Source organism: Campylobacter iguaniorum, from assembly GCF_000736415.1.
Taxonomy (GTDB): domain Bacteria; phylum Campylobacterota; class Campylobacteria; order Campylobacterales; family Campylobacteraceae; genus Campylobacter; species Campylobacter iguaniorum.
Genome location: NZ_CP009044.1, coordinates 36,517 through 52,388, shown reverse-complemented (window position 1 = coordinate 52,388; position 15,872 = coordinate 36,517). Strand labels below are relative to the sequence as shown.

The following is a 15,872-nucleotide window of genomic DNA, read 5'->3' as shown; positions in this document are numbered from 1 at the left end:
TGTTTTTAGAATAATTTATGCTAAAATTTGCTATAATTATATTAAAGGAAAAAGTTACAAGGTTTGTTAAAGGATTTAAAATGGCAAAAACATTAGTAGATAAACTCATAGAAAGTACAACGAAAGTTAAAACAAGTAATACAAAGAGTTTAACTATTACTTTGAGTAATGAGAATTATGAAGCACTTGAAATGTTGTCAAAAGCCACAAAAACATCAAAAGCTAAAATAATCAATATGGCACTTGATGAAGCAGGGGTTTTTGATATGAGTAAAATTAACAAAAAACTTAAAGGAGTTGAAGATGATAGCGACAATTAAAGATTACCTTTTGACTGTTTTAGTTAGAGCAATTATTGGTTATGTTTTATTTCTATTCTTTTTACTTGTCATCTTTGTAGGATACATTGTAATTTCAGATTGGGCAAGTGCAGTTAATTTCATAACTGGATTAACTGATAATGGTTTTGCAAAAATTGTAGTTTGGTTGCCTTTGGTTTTCTCTTTATTCAAAGCAGATGCAAGAGCAAGTAATGAAACTAAAAAATTCTACAAACAAACTGAACACTTTTTTGAAATGTATGACACAACTGGAGGGAAATGGTAATGAAAAAACTGTTTCTCGCCTTAATTGTTTTTAGTAGCGGTGCTTATGCCGCTCACAATGGCGTAATTTATACTTGGGGTTACGCTTCATTGATGAATGATATTTTACAAGCCGTAAAGGGTGCGGTTACTGGAATTGATAGTCTTGTTAAGTCAGCTATGGCTATTGCTTTTTTTATATTTGCTATCAAGAAAGCAATGGATAGTAGAGTTAATCCCGTAATGGAATTTGGGAAACTTATGCTTTTATTTGCAGTGGTTTCTTACTTCTTTTTACAAGCTCCAGATGATGATAAACATAGATTTGTAATTGAGGATAGAGTTACTGGAGAAATGCACACAGTAAGTCAAATACCACTAGGAATAGGTAAAACATTTGCTTTGGTTACTCAATTAGAAGATGGGATAGCAGAGCTTATGGAAACACATTTCTCTACACCATCAAGCATAAATTATAGAACTTCTGGGCTAGGATATACTCTTTCAACCCATAATACTGTTTCTCAACTAAGAGTGGTTGATCCTTATTACAAAAGAACATATGATGAATATATAAGTGAATGTGTATTTTACGATATTTCTTCTGGAGTTACGGACATTGGATTAATTGTCGATAATGACAATTTGGCAGGTACAATTTTTAACACCGCTTCATCAAGACTTACTAACAAATATACAGCAGGTACTCCATCTGGAGAGGTGGTACAATGTAGCGAAGCAGGTGATTATCTTGAAAATACATTAGGTACTTATTTGGGCGATGTTGAAAAAGTTGCAGCTGCAACAAACGGAGAAGCTTTTACACATTTTCAAGACAATGCAGGTGCAGTAAAAGAACAATTGTTTGGTACTGGAAATAGCACTCGTGATTATGTTCAGCAAATGGCTTTAATTAATATGACAAGTGATGCCATTGTTAATTCTGCAAAAGCATCTGGACTTGACCCATCGGCACTTGCTTGGGCTAGTGCCGTAGGTGATTATCAATTTACATCACAAATGCAGGCTCAAGGTATGTTAGCACAAAAATATCTTCCTAAAGCAAAAGCATATTTTACGGCTATCATAGTTGGTATTGCTTGGTTAATAGCAATTTTAGCTATATTATTTGGTGAATACAAACATATACAAATGTTTTTTACTCTTATGTTGTGGATGGTATTATGGACACCAATTCTCTTAATTATAAATTATTTTAATGATATGAATTTAAGAGATATGGGAATGGCATTAATAAATGCTACTGGAGTTGATTTAACAATCAATCACAATCGTATGATTATGAATAAATTTATTGAAAGTTCAAATTTTGTAAACTGGATGGTAATGGTAACACCACTATTAGCGTATGCTATCGCTAAAGCAAGTGAACACGGCTTTGTATCTCTAGCAAGTAACTTATCTCAGTCTTTATCAAAAGCTTCATTAAGTCCACTACCTGAGCAAAAAATTGACCCTAATAAACCAGGGGGAAGAGTAGGAAACGATGTATATGGAGATATTGGAGGGCAAATAAGCTCACAAACTCAAAGTATGACAAACGGACACTCTTGGAATGATAGCACCTATACAGACAAAGGAACTGGTACACAAACATATAGCGGACAAATGACGGACGGTTCTGGTAGCATCGGTATGGTTGGAGGGCAAGTTGTTAATGCTCAAAGCCAAATGGCATTAAGTGCAGCTCATAAAAATACAAGTACCGCTTCAACTGAATTATCAAATGCAATCTCAAGCAGCTCTACAAGCGTGCTAGGAAGCGATAAAACACTTACTCAAGCACAAAGTCAAGGTTTATCTACCCAAGACACTCACAACATCACAGAGGCTAAAGGTATTGCAATGAGCAAAGCCTTTGAACATATGCAAGGTTATGGAGAGGATTTTAATAATCTTAAAAGAATGGCTATGCAAGGTGGAGGTAATCTATCAGCAAGTATTTTGGATGGAAAAGTTGGTGCATCTGGTGGAGTTGTATATTCTGGAGTTGATCAAGATGGCAAAAAATACTCTTGGACGGATAACTCAAAAGAGGCAGAGCAAAACTTTAATCAAATTCAAGAGCAGTTCTCAAAAGTTGTATCTGGTAATTCATCATATCAAGCATCATACGCAGAGATGTTAAAAGTTACAGACAGTGAAAGTTACTCTCAAGTACAAAATGCTATGACAAAACTAAGCAATGCAGAGATGACAGAAACTGGATTAAATGCAAATAATCTTCCAGCGTTCCTAAACAACTGGATAAATGGAGATGAGAGATTTAGTAGGATGCCTAAAGTTGATGCGGCTAAAGTTGCAATGGGTGAATTAAGTAGCTTATCGGCAAATGGAGAATGGGGAAAAATAAGCGACTTGGTTGGGAAGTATGGTTCTGGTGGTTTTGAGATGAACTCAAATCCAAATTTAGCAGAGCCAACAAAATTCAACTCTCCAGATATTAAAGGGCAATACGATACAGCAGCAGGAAATATTCAAACTCAAACTAATTCAGCATTAGAGCAATCAAAAGCTAATGCTCAAGGGCAAATGGGTGAATTTAAACAAGAAAACGGTGGAGTTCAAGGGCAAGTAGAAAAAAGTGTCTCAGATGGTAAAAAATGGGGAGAGCAAGGTTTATTTAGTAGATTTTGGGATGAAAACAAAGATGAGATGCTTGTTGGTGCAGTCGGATTGGGTGCGGCTCTTGGTTTAACTTCCGCAGGAGCTAAAAAAATTGGTGGTGAAATACTTGACAAGTTTAAAAATGCTAAAAATGTTGATGAACTTGAAGAGCTTATGAAAAAAACTGATCAACTTGATGATGCTCTTAAAAATAATTCTCCAGAAGCAAGAAAACTTATGGAAGAACTTGGCCTTAAAGATAACTTTGAGCAAAATGGAGGAGTGTTTAACAAAGATGGTTCTATTGAACAAACAAAAACTAAACTAAATCAAAATCTTGGTGAATACGCAAGATCGACAGCAAAAGGTGATGTTGCAGACTTTGTTAAAAATAATGCTTTTGATAGCAAAGGAAGTTGGTATGATGATGCAAAACAATTCATAAGTCAAAGTATAGATGATGCTTGGAAAGGAATGAAAAACATAAGCCCATCATCAGTTGCTCACGGAGTTGCCTCAGTAGGAACAGCACTTATTGATGGTGTACCTACCAATCCAACAGCAGTAGGAGATGGAACAATTATAGGACATCAAATTGCATCTGGCCAACCTTTTATAGTTGGAAACTCTAATACTATGAATGAGTCATCAACTTGGAGAGATTATAAATCTGATTATAATGATTTTATGGCTCAAAATCCTAACTTTAACCCTCAAACACAATCAGTTCAAGGGCAACTAAACAACGGACAAATGGAGTTTAATATTGTGGATAAAAGCGACTTGGTTGGGAAGCAAGTAAGTGATCTTCAAATCCAAATTAAGCAGCTACAAAAATCAAGTCCTAGTAGCTCAATCCCAGATAGCAAAGGAGGTAAAGGTGAAGTTTTATAATATTTTATTAGCATCTCTCATAGCCTCATCTTCGTATGCGGCTAATGATTTTTTTGAGACTGGTAAAGAGGGTTGGTTCTATTACAAAGAAGAGCAAAAGAAGAAAAAAGAAGAAAAAAAAGATGAGAAAAAAAAGAGTGATCAAGAATTTATGAAATCAATCCCTCTTAATAACCTTGACACTATGCAAGCCAAAGAATTTAGTGAGGCTTTTACTAGAGCTAAAGAAATTGCAGTTATGAACCCATCTAAAGAGAATGTTCAAATCGTACAAATGATGAATAAATGGCAAACAGACCAAAGTGAAAAGTATGCAAAAGTTTGGACTATCAATATGCTTGAAAATCCTAATCTTGAATATCCAGACATTGCAAAAGACAAATATGGTCGTAGTGCTCAATTTCATCAAAAAGAAAAAGAAACAGATGAGTTTTTTACAAAACATAAAGATGATCTTGGTTTTGTTGTGTTCTTCAATATGCAAAACGAAATGGCCTATAAAAGACAAGAGATTGTTTTTAATTCTTTAAAAGAAAAGTACGGAACCACGGTTGAATATGTAAATACTGATGAGCAGCCAGATATGGTTCAAAAATTTAAACTAGCTACTACTCCAGAGAGTTTTTTTATTTATAAAAATAGTAAAGGTGAAGCTATATGGATGAGGGTAAAATCTGGACTTGCCACTCAAGAGGAAATAGTTAAAAACACTATGTTTTTATTTGACAATGCAATTATGGAGAAAGATAAATGAGAAAAATAGCCTTATCAATCATAGCATCTATGATGATGCTTTATGCTTCATCAAACAATGAGCTTTTTATTGGTGATACTCACGAATTTGCAGAAAAAGATATGCTTGAGGCTATTCAACAACATTTAACAGATAATAAAGAGAAAATAGAAAAAAGGTTTGAAGAGGAGAAAATAAAAGCAAAAGAGAAAATAAAACAATATCAACCAGATGGACTTATTGCTTTAGAACCTGCTTTAAAAGATAATGTTTTTGAGCCAGATATGAGCTATACCCTTGATAGAGATATTAAAGATGCGGAGGGAAATATTATCTATAAAAAAGGCTTTACCTTTAATCCTCTTAAATATGCAAAACTTGGGTATGGAATAGTTGTTATAAATGGTAAAAATAGACAAGAAGTTGAATGGTTTAAAAACAGTAAATACGCTAATACGATAGCTTATAGATTATTGATTACAGATGGAAGTTACTATGATTTAATCAAAGAACTTAATCAACAAGTTTTTTATTGTTTACCAGAGATCACTAAAAGGTTCCAATTGAAACATACGCCTAGTATAGTTGTTCAAAAAAGGGAAAAAATAGAGGTATCAGAGATATGTTTATCTTGTAGAGAAAAGGAGGTTGATAATGCTAAAAATTAAAAAAATGATAGCAAGTGTAGCTTTGGCTACATCACTTTTAATTTTTCCTAATAAAGCAGAGGCAGTATGCAAACCTAATCCTGCTCAATTAGCTCAAACAGCTTTTACAGCGTGTTATGCTTGTATGCTTCCTCTTAGTATTGCAGGGGTGCAAGTTTTACACGGACATATGCCAGATCCACAAGGGAGCGTAGGTTCACCACTTTGTGTATGCCCAATGCCACCACCGATATTTATGAGAATAGGTATTCCAGTAAGTTTTTTTGAACCAAGTAGATTGATTGATGTAGTTAAAGATCCATATTGTTTTGCAGGTATGGGGTTTGGTATGTCATTAAATCCAATGGGTGCAGGAACAAAAGGTGATGGTGAAGATAGAACAAGAACTTTTTTTCAATCTCACTATTACATTTTTCCACTATATTCTATACTTGAACTTATGACAGATTTTATTTGTCTTGAGCATACTGGCTTTGATATGGCATATATTACAGAGGTTGATCCATTGTGGCAAGATGATATGCTAACAGCAATAATTAATCCAGAAGCTATGTTATTTGGTAATCCAATAACCAATATGGCTTGTATTGCAGATAGTGTATCATCTCAAGCAAATGTAGCTCTTGATCCACTATTTTGGTGTAAAGGTTCTTGGGGTAATGCTTATCCTTTAACTGGAAACACAAACACTAAAGATTATGTAGAAGATAGTGCATCCGTAGCAGCTTCAATGATTTATAAACTTCATAGACAATTAATACTATGGGGTTCTTGGGGGCAAGCAGGACTTTGTGGTTATTATCCTGCACCAATTTGGAGAAAATCGGCTTATAGGTTACAGATTATGGCTCCTATACCACATCCAACGGCAACTGGAATAGGACAATCTGGACTATTGTGGAGTTTTACTAAAAACATACCGTTTGTTGGTGATAACTTTAACTATTTATTATTCAAAAAAAGGGAATGTTGTGCGTTTTAAAAATAGAGATAATTATTGCATTAATAACAATAGAGAGGGTGCTTTAATGCACGCTCTTCATAAAAATTTTTCGGTTAATTATGTTTTGCAACCAATTGTTTCAAAAGACGGAAATATTACATTTTTTGAAATACTTGGCAGAGTAAAAGATGAAAATGGAAATGTTCAATCAGTGCATCCTCAAATAGCAACAAAATATACAAAAATGTTAATACATTATGCTTATACCCTTATAGATAATGGTTTTGTTGGAAATAGCAATGTTACTATTAATTTATCAACAGATGAAATTAATGAGGATATTGTTGATAATTTATTGTTTTTGTTTGCAAGAAAAAAGGTGGCTCATAAAGTAATGATTGAAGTTACAGAAGATGTTTTTATTGGCAATGATAAAGATGAGCTACTTGTTAAGCTTCAAAACAATGGATTTAAAATAGCACTTGATGATTTTTGTTCAGAAAAATCAGTTAGAAGCCTTATTTGTGATTATGATTTTATTCAAACTATTAAATTTGATGGTGTATTTATGCAAAATATAAAAGAGGGTAGAGATAAATTAGTTGATGGTTTAAAACATTTAGTGTCTTTTGTAAAATCGTTGGAAAAAGAGACAGTGATTGAGCATATTGAAAATAAAAAATTATTTGAAACTGCAAAAATTGTTGGGGCAGATTATTTACAAGGTTTCTACTTAGGAACACCTCAACCAGTAGAAGAATACAAAGGAGTATAAATTGAAAAAGTTTTTTGCAATTAGTTTAGTTTTAGCATCTATGCTATATGCAGAAGATAGCAATAAAACTCAAATATTTATGGATAAATATTTACCAGATAGCAAAACTAAACAGTTTGATATATCACCAGAAGAATTAAGAGAAAAGTCAAAAGACTTAAATCTTAATGATATAAAATCAAATATGGATATGAACCAGAAACAATTTGATAAAAAATTTGGTGAAATTCAAACGGCCAAAAGTAAAAGTGCAGAGGAACAAGCTAAAGAGGTATCTGAATATGTAAGATCCGATAAATTTCAAAAAGGAGTAAAGGAAAATGAAAATTACATCCTTTATGATAAATCTATTGATTGGAGTAAATATACTGGAAAATATAACAATCATACAAAAGAGATTATGCAACAATTAGAGGCTACTAATAGCCCTTTATTGTCAAAAAACAAGTTTCTTAATCCGAATGAAAAACTTTTTATAGTTATAAGCTCTTCATTGAAAAAAGAAACAATTAGAAACTATTTTAAATTGCTTGAAAAAGTAAATACTGATGTAACATTTATCCTAAGAGGGGTAATTGGTACGCCTAAAAAAATTATGCCAACAATAAATTATATAAATGATCTACTTGTTAAAGATCCTAATGGAGATCCAAGTGATCAAAACAATAGATATTCTTTTAATGTAGAGATTAATCCCAAAATTACAAGGAGGTTTGATGTAAAGAAAGTACCTGCGGTTTTATTTATTAAGAACTACAATCCAGTAGTTCAAGAGTTTAAAGATGTAATTGGAACTCCAGATAAAGATGAACTTTACTGGATAGCTTATGGTGAAGCAAGTATTGACTATGCTTTAGAACAAATCAATAAAAAAGCTAAAAGTGATGGTATTGAACGATTACTTAAAGCTATGAGCCAATCTTTTTATAATCAAGGAGAATAAACTATGGAACTAAATGAAACACTACAAAAAATATTAAACAATGCAGAGGAAACTCTTGATAAAATGACTGGAGAGACACCAGAAAGTAGAGCAGCTGCTAAAGAGAAAGTTAGAAAATTTTTTAAAAATATGATGGGTGGAGATGATAAAGAAGCTCCAGAAAAGGAAAAAGATGAAAAAGATAGCTAAGATATTACTTGGGGTAGCTTTGCTACTTCAAGCGTCTTATGGGCAGGTTTTTAACAGTATTTATGATGCAATACCAGAAGCTCAAAAACAAGGTAAATTAACAATATTTTTCATTTTGTCAAATACTTGTCCTCATTGTCACGAACTAATGGCCGATGTAAATTCTAATCAAAAATTAGCAAGCTACCTAAATGAAAATTTTATAGTAACAATAACTGATCTTGCAAAAGGTGGTAAAGTTCCTATGGATTTACCGTTTAACGGTACTACGCCAACTACAATGATACTTACTCCAAGTGGGCAAGTAGTAGGTGATCCAATAGAGGGGAAAATACCCTCAGATATGTTATTGGAATATTTAGATAAAATAGAAACTTTAAAGAAAAGCTATGTTGGAGGCTAAAGATGAGTAATAATAGTTTGTATGGTATTGATATTGAAAAAGTTGTTTTGGCTAGTTATATTTCAGAACCATCACTATTTATCTCATCTAAATTAGAGCCAGACACTTTTTTCTTTACATTTCATAAAGATCTTTTTAAAACCCTTGAAAAGCTTTGTAACAATGAATTACCTTTTGAAGAACCATTAATCAAAAAAGAACTTGGTACTAATTTTAATGATAAACTTTTCAAAGAAATTATAAACCAAAAAAAAACTATTAATATCGATAAATACGAAAATATACTTATTGAGTTTTATGAAAAAAGAATAATCAATGCAAAACTAGAAGAAATAACTCTTAAACTTCAAAATACAACTATTCCAGAGGTAAAGTCACTATTACTACAAGAAGCTCAAAATATGCTTTCTATGAATGACTATGACCTATTTGAAATGGAACCAATATCAGAGATACAAGAAGAGCAAACAGAGTATATTTGTGAAGATTGGTTGCCAATTCCTAGAAAAACTGTATCAATGATTGTTGCAAATGGTGGGGTAGGTAAAAGTTGGATAATTATACAGTTAGCATTAAGGCATCTAATTAAAAATCCAAATGAAAAAGTATTTGCTTGGTTAAGTGAGGATCCAAAAGGGTTGTCGAAACATAGAGCAGGTTTAATATCAAATAATATTTTGAATAAAAATATTGATGATTTTTCAAATTTCTTTGTTACTGGATCGGAATGGGAGCCTTTTCATATCGTAGAAGAAAATGGTGAATTAAACAACAAATTTGAGCTTATGAAAACAAAACTCAAAGATTGCAATATAATACTACTAGATCCACTTATTGGATTTTATGGAGGAAATGAAAATAGCAACTCTCAAGCTAGAAAATTTATGCAACAATTTACTAGATGGGCAGCAAGAGAAAATAAAACAATTATATTTATTCATCACGCAGATAAACAAGGAAATGGAAGTAGAGGAGCTTCATCTTTAGTTGATGCAGTGAGATTAGTATATGAAATTGAAGTGATTGAAAAAAATGAAACTGATAGAAAATTTAAAATAGGAAAAGATAACTATGGTGTATCTAATATTTTAAATGAAAAAGAGTTTGTAAGAACTGTATTTCCAAGCTCTAATAAGAATAACAAAAGAACTAGAGGAAAAAGAAGAAAATGAACAAAATGAAAAAACAAAAGAATTATCAACCATCATTATTTGATACATTAGAAAAAATAGAAAAATCAACCAGTACGATTGATGAATTAAGAGTACCTATTTTTGCACCAGTAATTATGATTGCTAAAAACTCAGGTACATACAAAGAGTTTATTGCTAATAAAAATGTAAGAAAAGTAAAGACTAAATGGGGTGAGGTTGAAATTAGAAATAGGCTCTTAACTCAAATTCATAAAGATTTACTTGATCTAATATTTTCTTATGCAAAAGAAACAAGAAGATTAGAAAATGGAAAAATTGTTATTTACTTTTCACAATCTGAAATTATGCGACATTATGGTGATTTAGGGAAAAATCTCAAGTGGTTTAGAGAAAAACTTAGCGAAATAAGAGATGCTGTAATTCTTTATAGGGATAATAAGGGAAATGAATTTGATTTTAATATTATCGCCAATAAAGCTTTTGATTTTGAGCAAGATATGTTCGGAATTATTCTCGATGACGCTTATGTAAAATTTTATGAAAATGGATTAAGCATTGACTATAAAAACAATGTTCCAGAGTTGCTTAAAGTAGGTAGCCCACTTCTAAGGTCAATTATTCGATTTTTCTTTACTCATAACTCTTTAAATTTGAATGTTGATGATGTTTTACACACAATAGGATTTCCAATGGAAAGTACAAGAACAGTTCAACTTGCAAAAAAAGAGCTTAAAGAGAGTCAAGATATTTTAGGGCAATTTTTTATAAATTATGATGTCTCAAAAAGAATTTTTTATTACAAAGGGCATAAATCAGTTTCTTTTCTTCCCTCAATAACCAAAGAGGATAAGGAGCCGTCTAAAGAACGGCTCTCTTAGCCTCGAAAAACTAAAGAAGTTCTAAATATATTCTATATATAGAACTATATATATCTACAAAAAGGTATTAAATTGCTTCGTTTGCAGTATTAAATTGCTTCGTTTGCAGTATTAAATTGCTTCGCTCCTCTATTAAATTGCTTCGTTTAGGGTATTAAACTGTTTCGTTTTTTTAGAATATAAAGGAAGAGTTATTTTATATATAAGATATTTTAGAATATAATATGCTAAATAAAAGTTGATTTTTTTGCTTTTGAATAACCTTAGAATAATGTGTTCTAAGGCCTTTGGGGGTATTAAATTGCTTCGTTTTTTAAAAATATTGATCAAGTAAATTTCGAGCTTTTTCGATATTTGTTTCGATAACTAGAGAAATGAGTAACAATACGCCTACTGGTATTGACTCTATATACATACCTTTTGACAAGGCAAAAATGAATAATGCAAAAAGAAGTATTAGAAATGGCATTATTTTAAACCTTTTTATTTTTTGAAAAATTATATCACATAGGAGTTTCAGATATGTTGAAGTTTATTGCAGGTTTATCAATGGCAGCAGTTTTTAGTTATAGTGCAGAGATAGGAGTTCTTAAAAGTGTAGTTGATGGAGATACTCTTTATTTTAAATCTGGAGGAAATGAAATAAAATGCAGGATTGCTTATATTGACACTCCAGAGAGTAAAGAAAATAAAAAAGCTTCCAAGGATGCCTCTAAGTGTGCAGGTATAACATCTGGTCGTATGGTGCAGTTTGGAAAAGAGGCTACATCTTTTGCAAAGTCATTTATGAAGATTGGAGATAAATACAAGATTTATGAGAACGGACAAGACCAATATGGTAGATCTATTTGTATTGTGGAGACACCTTTTGGACTTTTTAATGAGATTATGGTAGGTGAGGGCTATGCCGTTCCATTTATGGAATATATAAAAGAAAATGATACTAAAGAGAGATATGAGAAGTTACTAAAACACGCTAAGAGTAATAAAAAAGGAGTTTGGGGGAAAGATCCCAGCGTAATGAATTGTTTATTACGCTAAAGCATTTCTCCTTTGCCAAATATAATCCACTCAGGGTTCACCCCGAACTCTTTGTGCATTTTTTTAACAACACTACATAAGATACCCCTATCACCACTCTCAATATAAGACAGTGTTCTTTGCTTTAAGCCTAATTTAGTTGCAAATTCGTCTTGACTAATACCAAGTTGTTTACGGAGTTGCTTTATTCGCTCTCCCATTTCTCTACATTCTTCTTTATCTTCCATTTTTTTGTTCCATTTAAGTAGTCATTTAATTTTATTTTAGAATATATTATGCTAAAATCTGATAAAGATTTTTATCAAACACCAAACAAGGAATATTATAGCAAATTATGAAACATATAATCATTAAACAGCTTGATAAAAGAGGGGCGAAAACTAATTTTTTTCTTAAAAAACACAAGCTAAGTAAGGCAGGCTTCTATGGAACTATCGCAGGACAAAGAAAAGATAGAAAAACAATCAATGCCTTAAAAGAGGAGGGTTTATTTGATTGTCTTATTGAAGAGTTCGGCGATTTTTTCAAAGAATTTGAAATTTTAGAAACAGAGAGATAGTTAATGACTATACTGGATGTTTTAGATGAAGTATCAAGACAATATGATGTAGATAGCTACACTATTGTTCGTTGTTTAAAGCGTGCAGTGAGGGATGAACTTGGACTTGGGGAGGTATTTGATAACTACAAAGATGGAAAACTTGATTTTTATGAGGTGTTTGTTGATAGAAATAACCGACAAAAACAAAGGCGTGTAAAAATTACACAAAAAAGATTAAATTATGTAAGAGATAGATTGTATCGATATATAATCGAAGAAAATACTCAAGAGCGATTAGAGGCCATCAAAGGAACTCTTGAAAATGATAAAGTGGTTAGAGGGAAAATTGTTTCTAAAACCGATTATGGATTGGAAGTATCTACAAGATATGGTAAAGCTTTTGCTCCAATGAATTTATTAAATCCAAAAGAGCTAGAAGAGGGTAGATATAAAATCGGTATAGATCTTAATTTTCATATACATAAACTTGGTATTAAAAAAAATAAGATCAATATAGTGCTTGATAGAGTAAGTAAATTTTTAACTGAGCATATCATTAAAGAGGTTCTTGGTAATAGATACACAATCTATACGATGCAAAGAATGTTCGGTAAACGGATAAAGATTTATATTGACAGAGAGCCATCTCAAGAAGAGAGAGAGCTTTTATCGATGAGCTTAGATGAAAAAGTTAAATTTAAACTAATGTAGGAGGTTGAAGATGCCTAGTAGCGGAACTGGAGGAACTGGTGGATCTAATTATGGTGGAGGTAGGTTTGCTCACCAAAATGTAGATTTTAAAGCTAATAACGCAGGTGGAGGTAGTGGATCAGCATATAAAGCACCTAAAAATATCATAAATGCTCTTAGTGAAATTCAAAGATATTATGTACTTGAAAGTAGAAGTGATGATCTACCAAAAGAGTATTTTACATTAGAACAAATCTTTGACTTTTTTAAAATAGGTTTTAAAAGTGGTATTTTAGAGGGATTACTATTTATTACTTTGTTACCATTTTTACAAACAATTTATCCTGGCTTTAAATTTTATTTTTTAGGTGATGCCCTTAATAATCAAGAAGAGATGTTGTTTACAGTAAGTTCTTATGCACCTATTGTAATATCTACTATCTTTATGGTGTATTTATCTAAATATTATGAGGGTGGCCTTACAAAGCGTGCTATATTTGCACTTATCAATGGTAGAAGTTCTACTTTTATTATCAAAGGTGTAGGTATATACTATTTGCTTCATTATATCCAAGAACTATCACTAAAAGATCCTAATGTTGTTTACAGTTGGATTGATTTTTCACAATGGATATTTTCATTTTTTACAACTCACGAACTTACAGCAGAAATGATATACAACTACTATTATCGTTTTGTAATTCCTGCACTTGGAGATACGGCAAATGAAATATTTTTCTCAATGTTAATATTTGCATTTTTTCCTTACTTGACTGTTTTTTATAAAGGGTATGTAAATACAAGAGAAAAATATAGAATGGAAGAAGAGTACGAAAACTATTAATCTATTTAGGAGGAGAAATATGAAAGATATAAATAAAGAGATAGATATAGCGTTTGAAAAGAAGTTCTTAGATGATTTTATTGTAATGCTCAAACTTTATAAACCTTATTTACACGATAAAATCAATCAAACTGGAATAATTAGCACTATGATCGGTAAGGCTCTTGGTATAGAGGAACCTCAATACTATTTAGCAGGATATTACGCCAATGTTGGGCTAATGTCAGTTGGTAATTTGATAAGTAAGAGCGGACACTTAACAGAAGATGAATATGCCGTTGTGAAAAGGCATCCAGTTTTAGGATCGGAGTATCTTGAAAGAAAAGGCTTGAAGCTTTGTGCAGATTATACATATTTTCATCACGAGATGCCAGATGGTAGTGGATATTTCAAAGAGAGTAACTATCCTAAAGAAGCAGCATATATAAATATTGCAGATGTTTTTCAAGGTTGTGTTACTCCAAAACCTTACCGTCCGCCTTTAACTATTAGAGAAGCTATTAAAGCAACCCTTGATGATTATAGAAGCTACATTATGATTGATCAAAACGAAGTAGCAGAAATAGAAAAAGTATTGAGAGCGTTTTATGAAACTCTTTGAAAATTGTTGTATTAAAAACAAGATTTTTAAGTCAAAGCAAAAACCTTTTACTACAATCGGTAAAGGTTTTGCTATTGAGGACTATAAACAAAAGAAACTTTTAGACATTAGACAACTTGATGAGAACCGTCCTAATCATACTTTTGTGTTTGGTGCCCCAGGGGTTGGGAAAACAAGATTACTAGAGGGGATGATTGAGCAGGACATTCCAAAGGGAGATAATGTAATCGTAATCGATCCAAAAGGTGATATTGGCTTATTCTCAAAAATGTACCAAATAGCCAAGTTACACGGAAGAGAAAAAGAGGTACTTTTTTTAACTCCAATTTATCCTCAATATTCAATATTCATTAATCCATTAAAGAATTATTACCTTGAGGAAGAGGTTATATCTCATATTGTATCTGGAGTACCTGCAAAAGATGAGTTCTTTTACAATGTGGCTTATGAGACAACAACGGCCATCGTAAAATCTCTTTTGATGATTAGGAGACAAACAAATAATCCAGAACCTATCAACTTTAATGAGGTAGCGAGCTATGCTTACTATGATGGACTTAAAGCTCTTCATACAAATATCTCTTCAATTAAGAATGAGGAGGATAAAGACCGATTGCTCATTTTAATTGAGCAGATACTAGCATCACCGCAGGACTATTTTGCAAAAGTATCATCAACGCTTAGAACGACACTTACGCAAATGACAACTGGAAACATAGGGAAGATAATTGGTAATGTTGATGAGAATATCTTTATTGACAAATTGGAGCAAGGGGAGGGAGTTATACTTTATATCCAAACTGGTTCGATGCTTACAAGACAAGTATCATCTGTAATTTCAAAAGTTGTTATTTCTATGATACAAAGTGCCGTAGGTAGATACTACGCATCTGGAGACTCTTTTGAGAGACGATTAAATCTATATATCGATGAGATGGCTTCATCTGTTTATATGGGGATTGAGACACTTTATGCTCAAGGAAGAGCTGCTAATGTTGCGATTACTGGACTTACTCAGTCTATGGCCGACATCGTTGCTGAAATTGGTAGAGATAGAGCTAATAAACTTTTTGACCTTACAAGTACAAAAATTGTTATGAGGTTAAATGAGAATAGCAGTGCTCAAGTTATTTCAAATCTTGGAGGTACTAGAAAAGGATACTCTCCATTCTTATCATTAAATGGTGGGATTACATCCAGAGAGGTTGAAGAGATTAATATAAAACCAGAGGATATAACAAGACTCCAAAAAAGAGAGTTTTATTACTTTGGTTTTGAGGGCGAATTTAAAGGCAAAACGGCTCCAGTAAGAGAGAGCGAAATTATGATACAGATGCCTAAAATCATTGAAAAGGTGAAATAA

19 protein-coding genes are annotated in these 15,872 nt (G+C 32.1%); 18 read left to right on the top strand and 1 reads right to left on the bottom strand.

The annotated features are described in order from the left end of the window. Positions 1 to 80 precede the first annotated feature (80 nt). The 13 genes from CIG1485E_RS08975 to CIG1485E_RS09255 all read left to right on the top strand — a co-directional run bounded on the left by CIG1485E_RS08975 (position 81) and on the right by CIG1485E_RS09255 (position 11,833). Positions 81 to 320 (top strand): hypothetical protein, encoded by a 240-nt coding sequence (locus tag CIG1485E_RS08975; RefSeq protein WP_041572720.1) that lies wholly within the window; start codon positions 81 to 83, stop codon positions 318 to 320. After that, a complete protein-coding gene (locus tag CIG1485E_RS08970) occupies positions 304 to 606 on the top strand; it encodes a hypothetical protein (RefSeq protein WP_041572719.1) in 303 nt (100 codons plus the stop codon). The genes CIG1485E_RS08975 and CIG1485E_RS08970 overlap by 17 nt, the downstream gene beginning before the upstream one ends. Continuing rightward, positions 606 to 4,106, top strand: a complete 3,501-nt coding sequence (locus CIG1485E_RS09265) for a conjugal transfer protein TraG N-terminal domain-containing protein (RefSeq protein WP_051871020.1) — start codon at positions 606 to 608, stop codon at positions 4,104 to 4,106. The genes CIG1485E_RS08970 and CIG1485E_RS09265 overlap by 1 nt, the downstream gene beginning before the upstream one ends. Further along, on the top strand, positions 4,093 to 4,860 hold the full coding sequence (gene traF, locus CIG1485E_RS08960) for a conjugal transfer protein TraF (RefSeq protein ID WP_235183877.1): 768 nt from the start codon (positions 4,093 to 4,095) through the stop codon (positions 4,858 to 4,860). The genes CIG1485E_RS09265 and traF overlap by 14 nt, the downstream gene beginning before the upstream one ends. Continuing rightward, positions 4,857 to 5,507 (top strand): chromosome segregation protein ParM, encoded by a 651-nt coding sequence (locus CIG1485E_RS08955; RefSeq protein ID WP_041572718.1) that lies wholly within the window; start codon positions 4,857 to 4,859, stop codon positions 5,505 to 5,507. Before traF ends, CIG1485E_RS08955 begins: the two co-directional genes overlap by 4 nt. Next, on the top strand, positions 5,494 to 6,489 hold the full coding sequence (locus tag CIG1485E_RS08950; protein WP_235183876.1) for a TraU family protein: 996 nt from the start codon (positions 5,494 to 5,496) through the stop codon (positions 6,487 to 6,489). Before CIG1485E_RS08955 ends, CIG1485E_RS08950 begins: the two co-directional genes overlap by 14 nt. After that, positions 6,479 to 7,225, top strand: coding sequence for an EAL domain-containing protein (locus CIG1485E_RS08945; RefSeq protein WP_041572717.1), 747 nt, complete (start codon positions 6,479 to 6,481; stop codon positions 7,223 to 7,225). Before CIG1485E_RS08950 ends, CIG1485E_RS08945 begins: the two co-directional genes overlap by 11 nt. 1 nt (position 7,226) lies before the next feature. Next, on the top strand, positions 7,227 to 8,168 hold the full coding sequence (locus tag CIG1485E_RS08940; protein WP_041572716.1) for a TrbC family F-type conjugative pilus assembly protein: 942 nt from the start codon (positions 7,227 to 7,229) through the stop codon (positions 8,166 to 8,168). A 3-nt stretch (positions 8,169 to 8,171) separates the two neighbouring features. Further along, a complete protein-coding gene (locus CIG1485E_RS08935; protein WP_041572715.1) occupies positions 8,172 to 8,357 on the top strand; it encodes a hypothetical protein in 186 nt (61 codons plus the stop codon). After that, positions 8,341 to 8,760 carry a thioredoxin domain-containing protein gene (locus tag CIG1485E_RS08930; protein WP_051871019.1) on the top strand — a complete coding sequence of 140 codons (420 nt, stop codon included), beginning with the start codon at positions 8,341 to 8,343 and terminating at the stop codon, positions 8,758 to 8,760. The genes CIG1485E_RS08935 and CIG1485E_RS08930 overlap by 17 nt, the downstream gene beginning before the upstream one ends. Before the next feature lie 2 nt (positions 8,761 to 8,762). Next, the gene (locus CIG1485E_RS09260) at positions 8,763 to 9,932 is read left to right on the top strand and encodes an AAA family ATPase (protein ID WP_051871018.1); all 1,170 of its coding nucleotides are present in this window, start codon (positions 8,763 to 8,765) and stop codon (positions 9,930 to 9,932) included. Continuing rightward, complete coding sequence (locus CIG1485E_RS08920; protein ID WP_041572713.1) at positions 9,929 to 10,792, top strand: hypothetical protein; 864 nt, start codon at positions 9,929 to 9,931, stop codon at positions 10,790 to 10,792. Before CIG1485E_RS09260 ends, CIG1485E_RS08920 begins: the two co-directional genes overlap by 4 nt. Positions 10,793 to 11,314: 522 nt before the next feature. Then, positions 11,315 to 11,833: a thermonuclease family protein gene (locus tag CIG1485E_RS09255; RefSeq protein WP_051871017.1), complete on the top strand. Its 519-nt coding sequence runs from the start codon at positions 11,315 to 11,317 to the stop codon at positions 11,831 to 11,833. On the opposite strand, the gene CIG1485E_RS08910 is transcribed toward CIG1485E_RS09255, so the two are convergent. Then, positions 11,830 to 12,060, bottom strand: coding sequence for a helix-turn-helix domain-containing protein (locus tag CIG1485E_RS08910; protein WP_051871016.1), 231 nt, complete (start codon positions 12,058 to 12,060; stop codon positions 11,830 to 11,832). The genes CIG1485E_RS09255 and CIG1485E_RS08910 overlap by 4 nt on opposite strands. A 107-nt stretch (positions 12,061 to 12,167) precedes the next feature. Between CIG1485E_RS08910 and CIG1485E_RS08905 the strand changes: the two genes are divergently transcribed. From CIG1485E_RS08905 to CIG1485E_RS08885, 5 genes are read left to right on the top strand one after another with little or no spacing between them, the layout of a single operon-like run. Continuing rightward, complete coding sequence (locus tag CIG1485E_RS08905; RefSeq protein WP_041572712.1) at positions 12,168 to 12,392, top strand: hypothetical protein; 225 nt, start codon at positions 12,168 to 12,170, stop codon at positions 12,390 to 12,392. 3 nt (positions 12,393 to 12,395) lie between these two features. Continuing rightward, positions 12,396 to 13,085 carry a hypothetical protein gene (locus CIG1485E_RS08900; RefSeq protein ID WP_041572711.1) on the top strand — a complete coding sequence of 230 codons (690 nt, stop codon included), beginning with the start codon at positions 12,396 to 12,398 and terminating at the stop codon, positions 13,083 to 13,085. Between the two features lie 10 nt (positions 13,086 to 13,095). Beyond that, a complete protein-coding gene (locus tag CIG1485E_RS08895) occupies positions 13,096 to 13,908 on the top strand; it encodes a hypothetical protein (RefSeq protein ID WP_041572710.1) in 813 nt (270 codons plus the stop codon). Positions 13,909 to 13,927: 19 nt separating this feature from the next. After that, positions 13,928 to 14,509 (top strand): HD-GYP domain-containing protein, encoded by a 582-nt coding sequence (locus tag CIG1485E_RS08890; protein WP_041572709.1) that lies wholly within the window; start codon positions 13,928 to 13,930, stop codon positions 14,507 to 14,509. Beyond that, positions 14,496 to 15,872: a type IV secretory system conjugative DNA transfer family protein gene (locus CIG1485E_RS08885; protein ID WP_051871015.1), complete on the top strand. Its 1,377-nt coding sequence runs from the start codon at positions 14,496 to 14,498 to the stop codon at positions 15,870 to 15,872. The genes CIG1485E_RS08890 and CIG1485E_RS08885 overlap by 14 nt, the downstream gene beginning before the upstream one ends.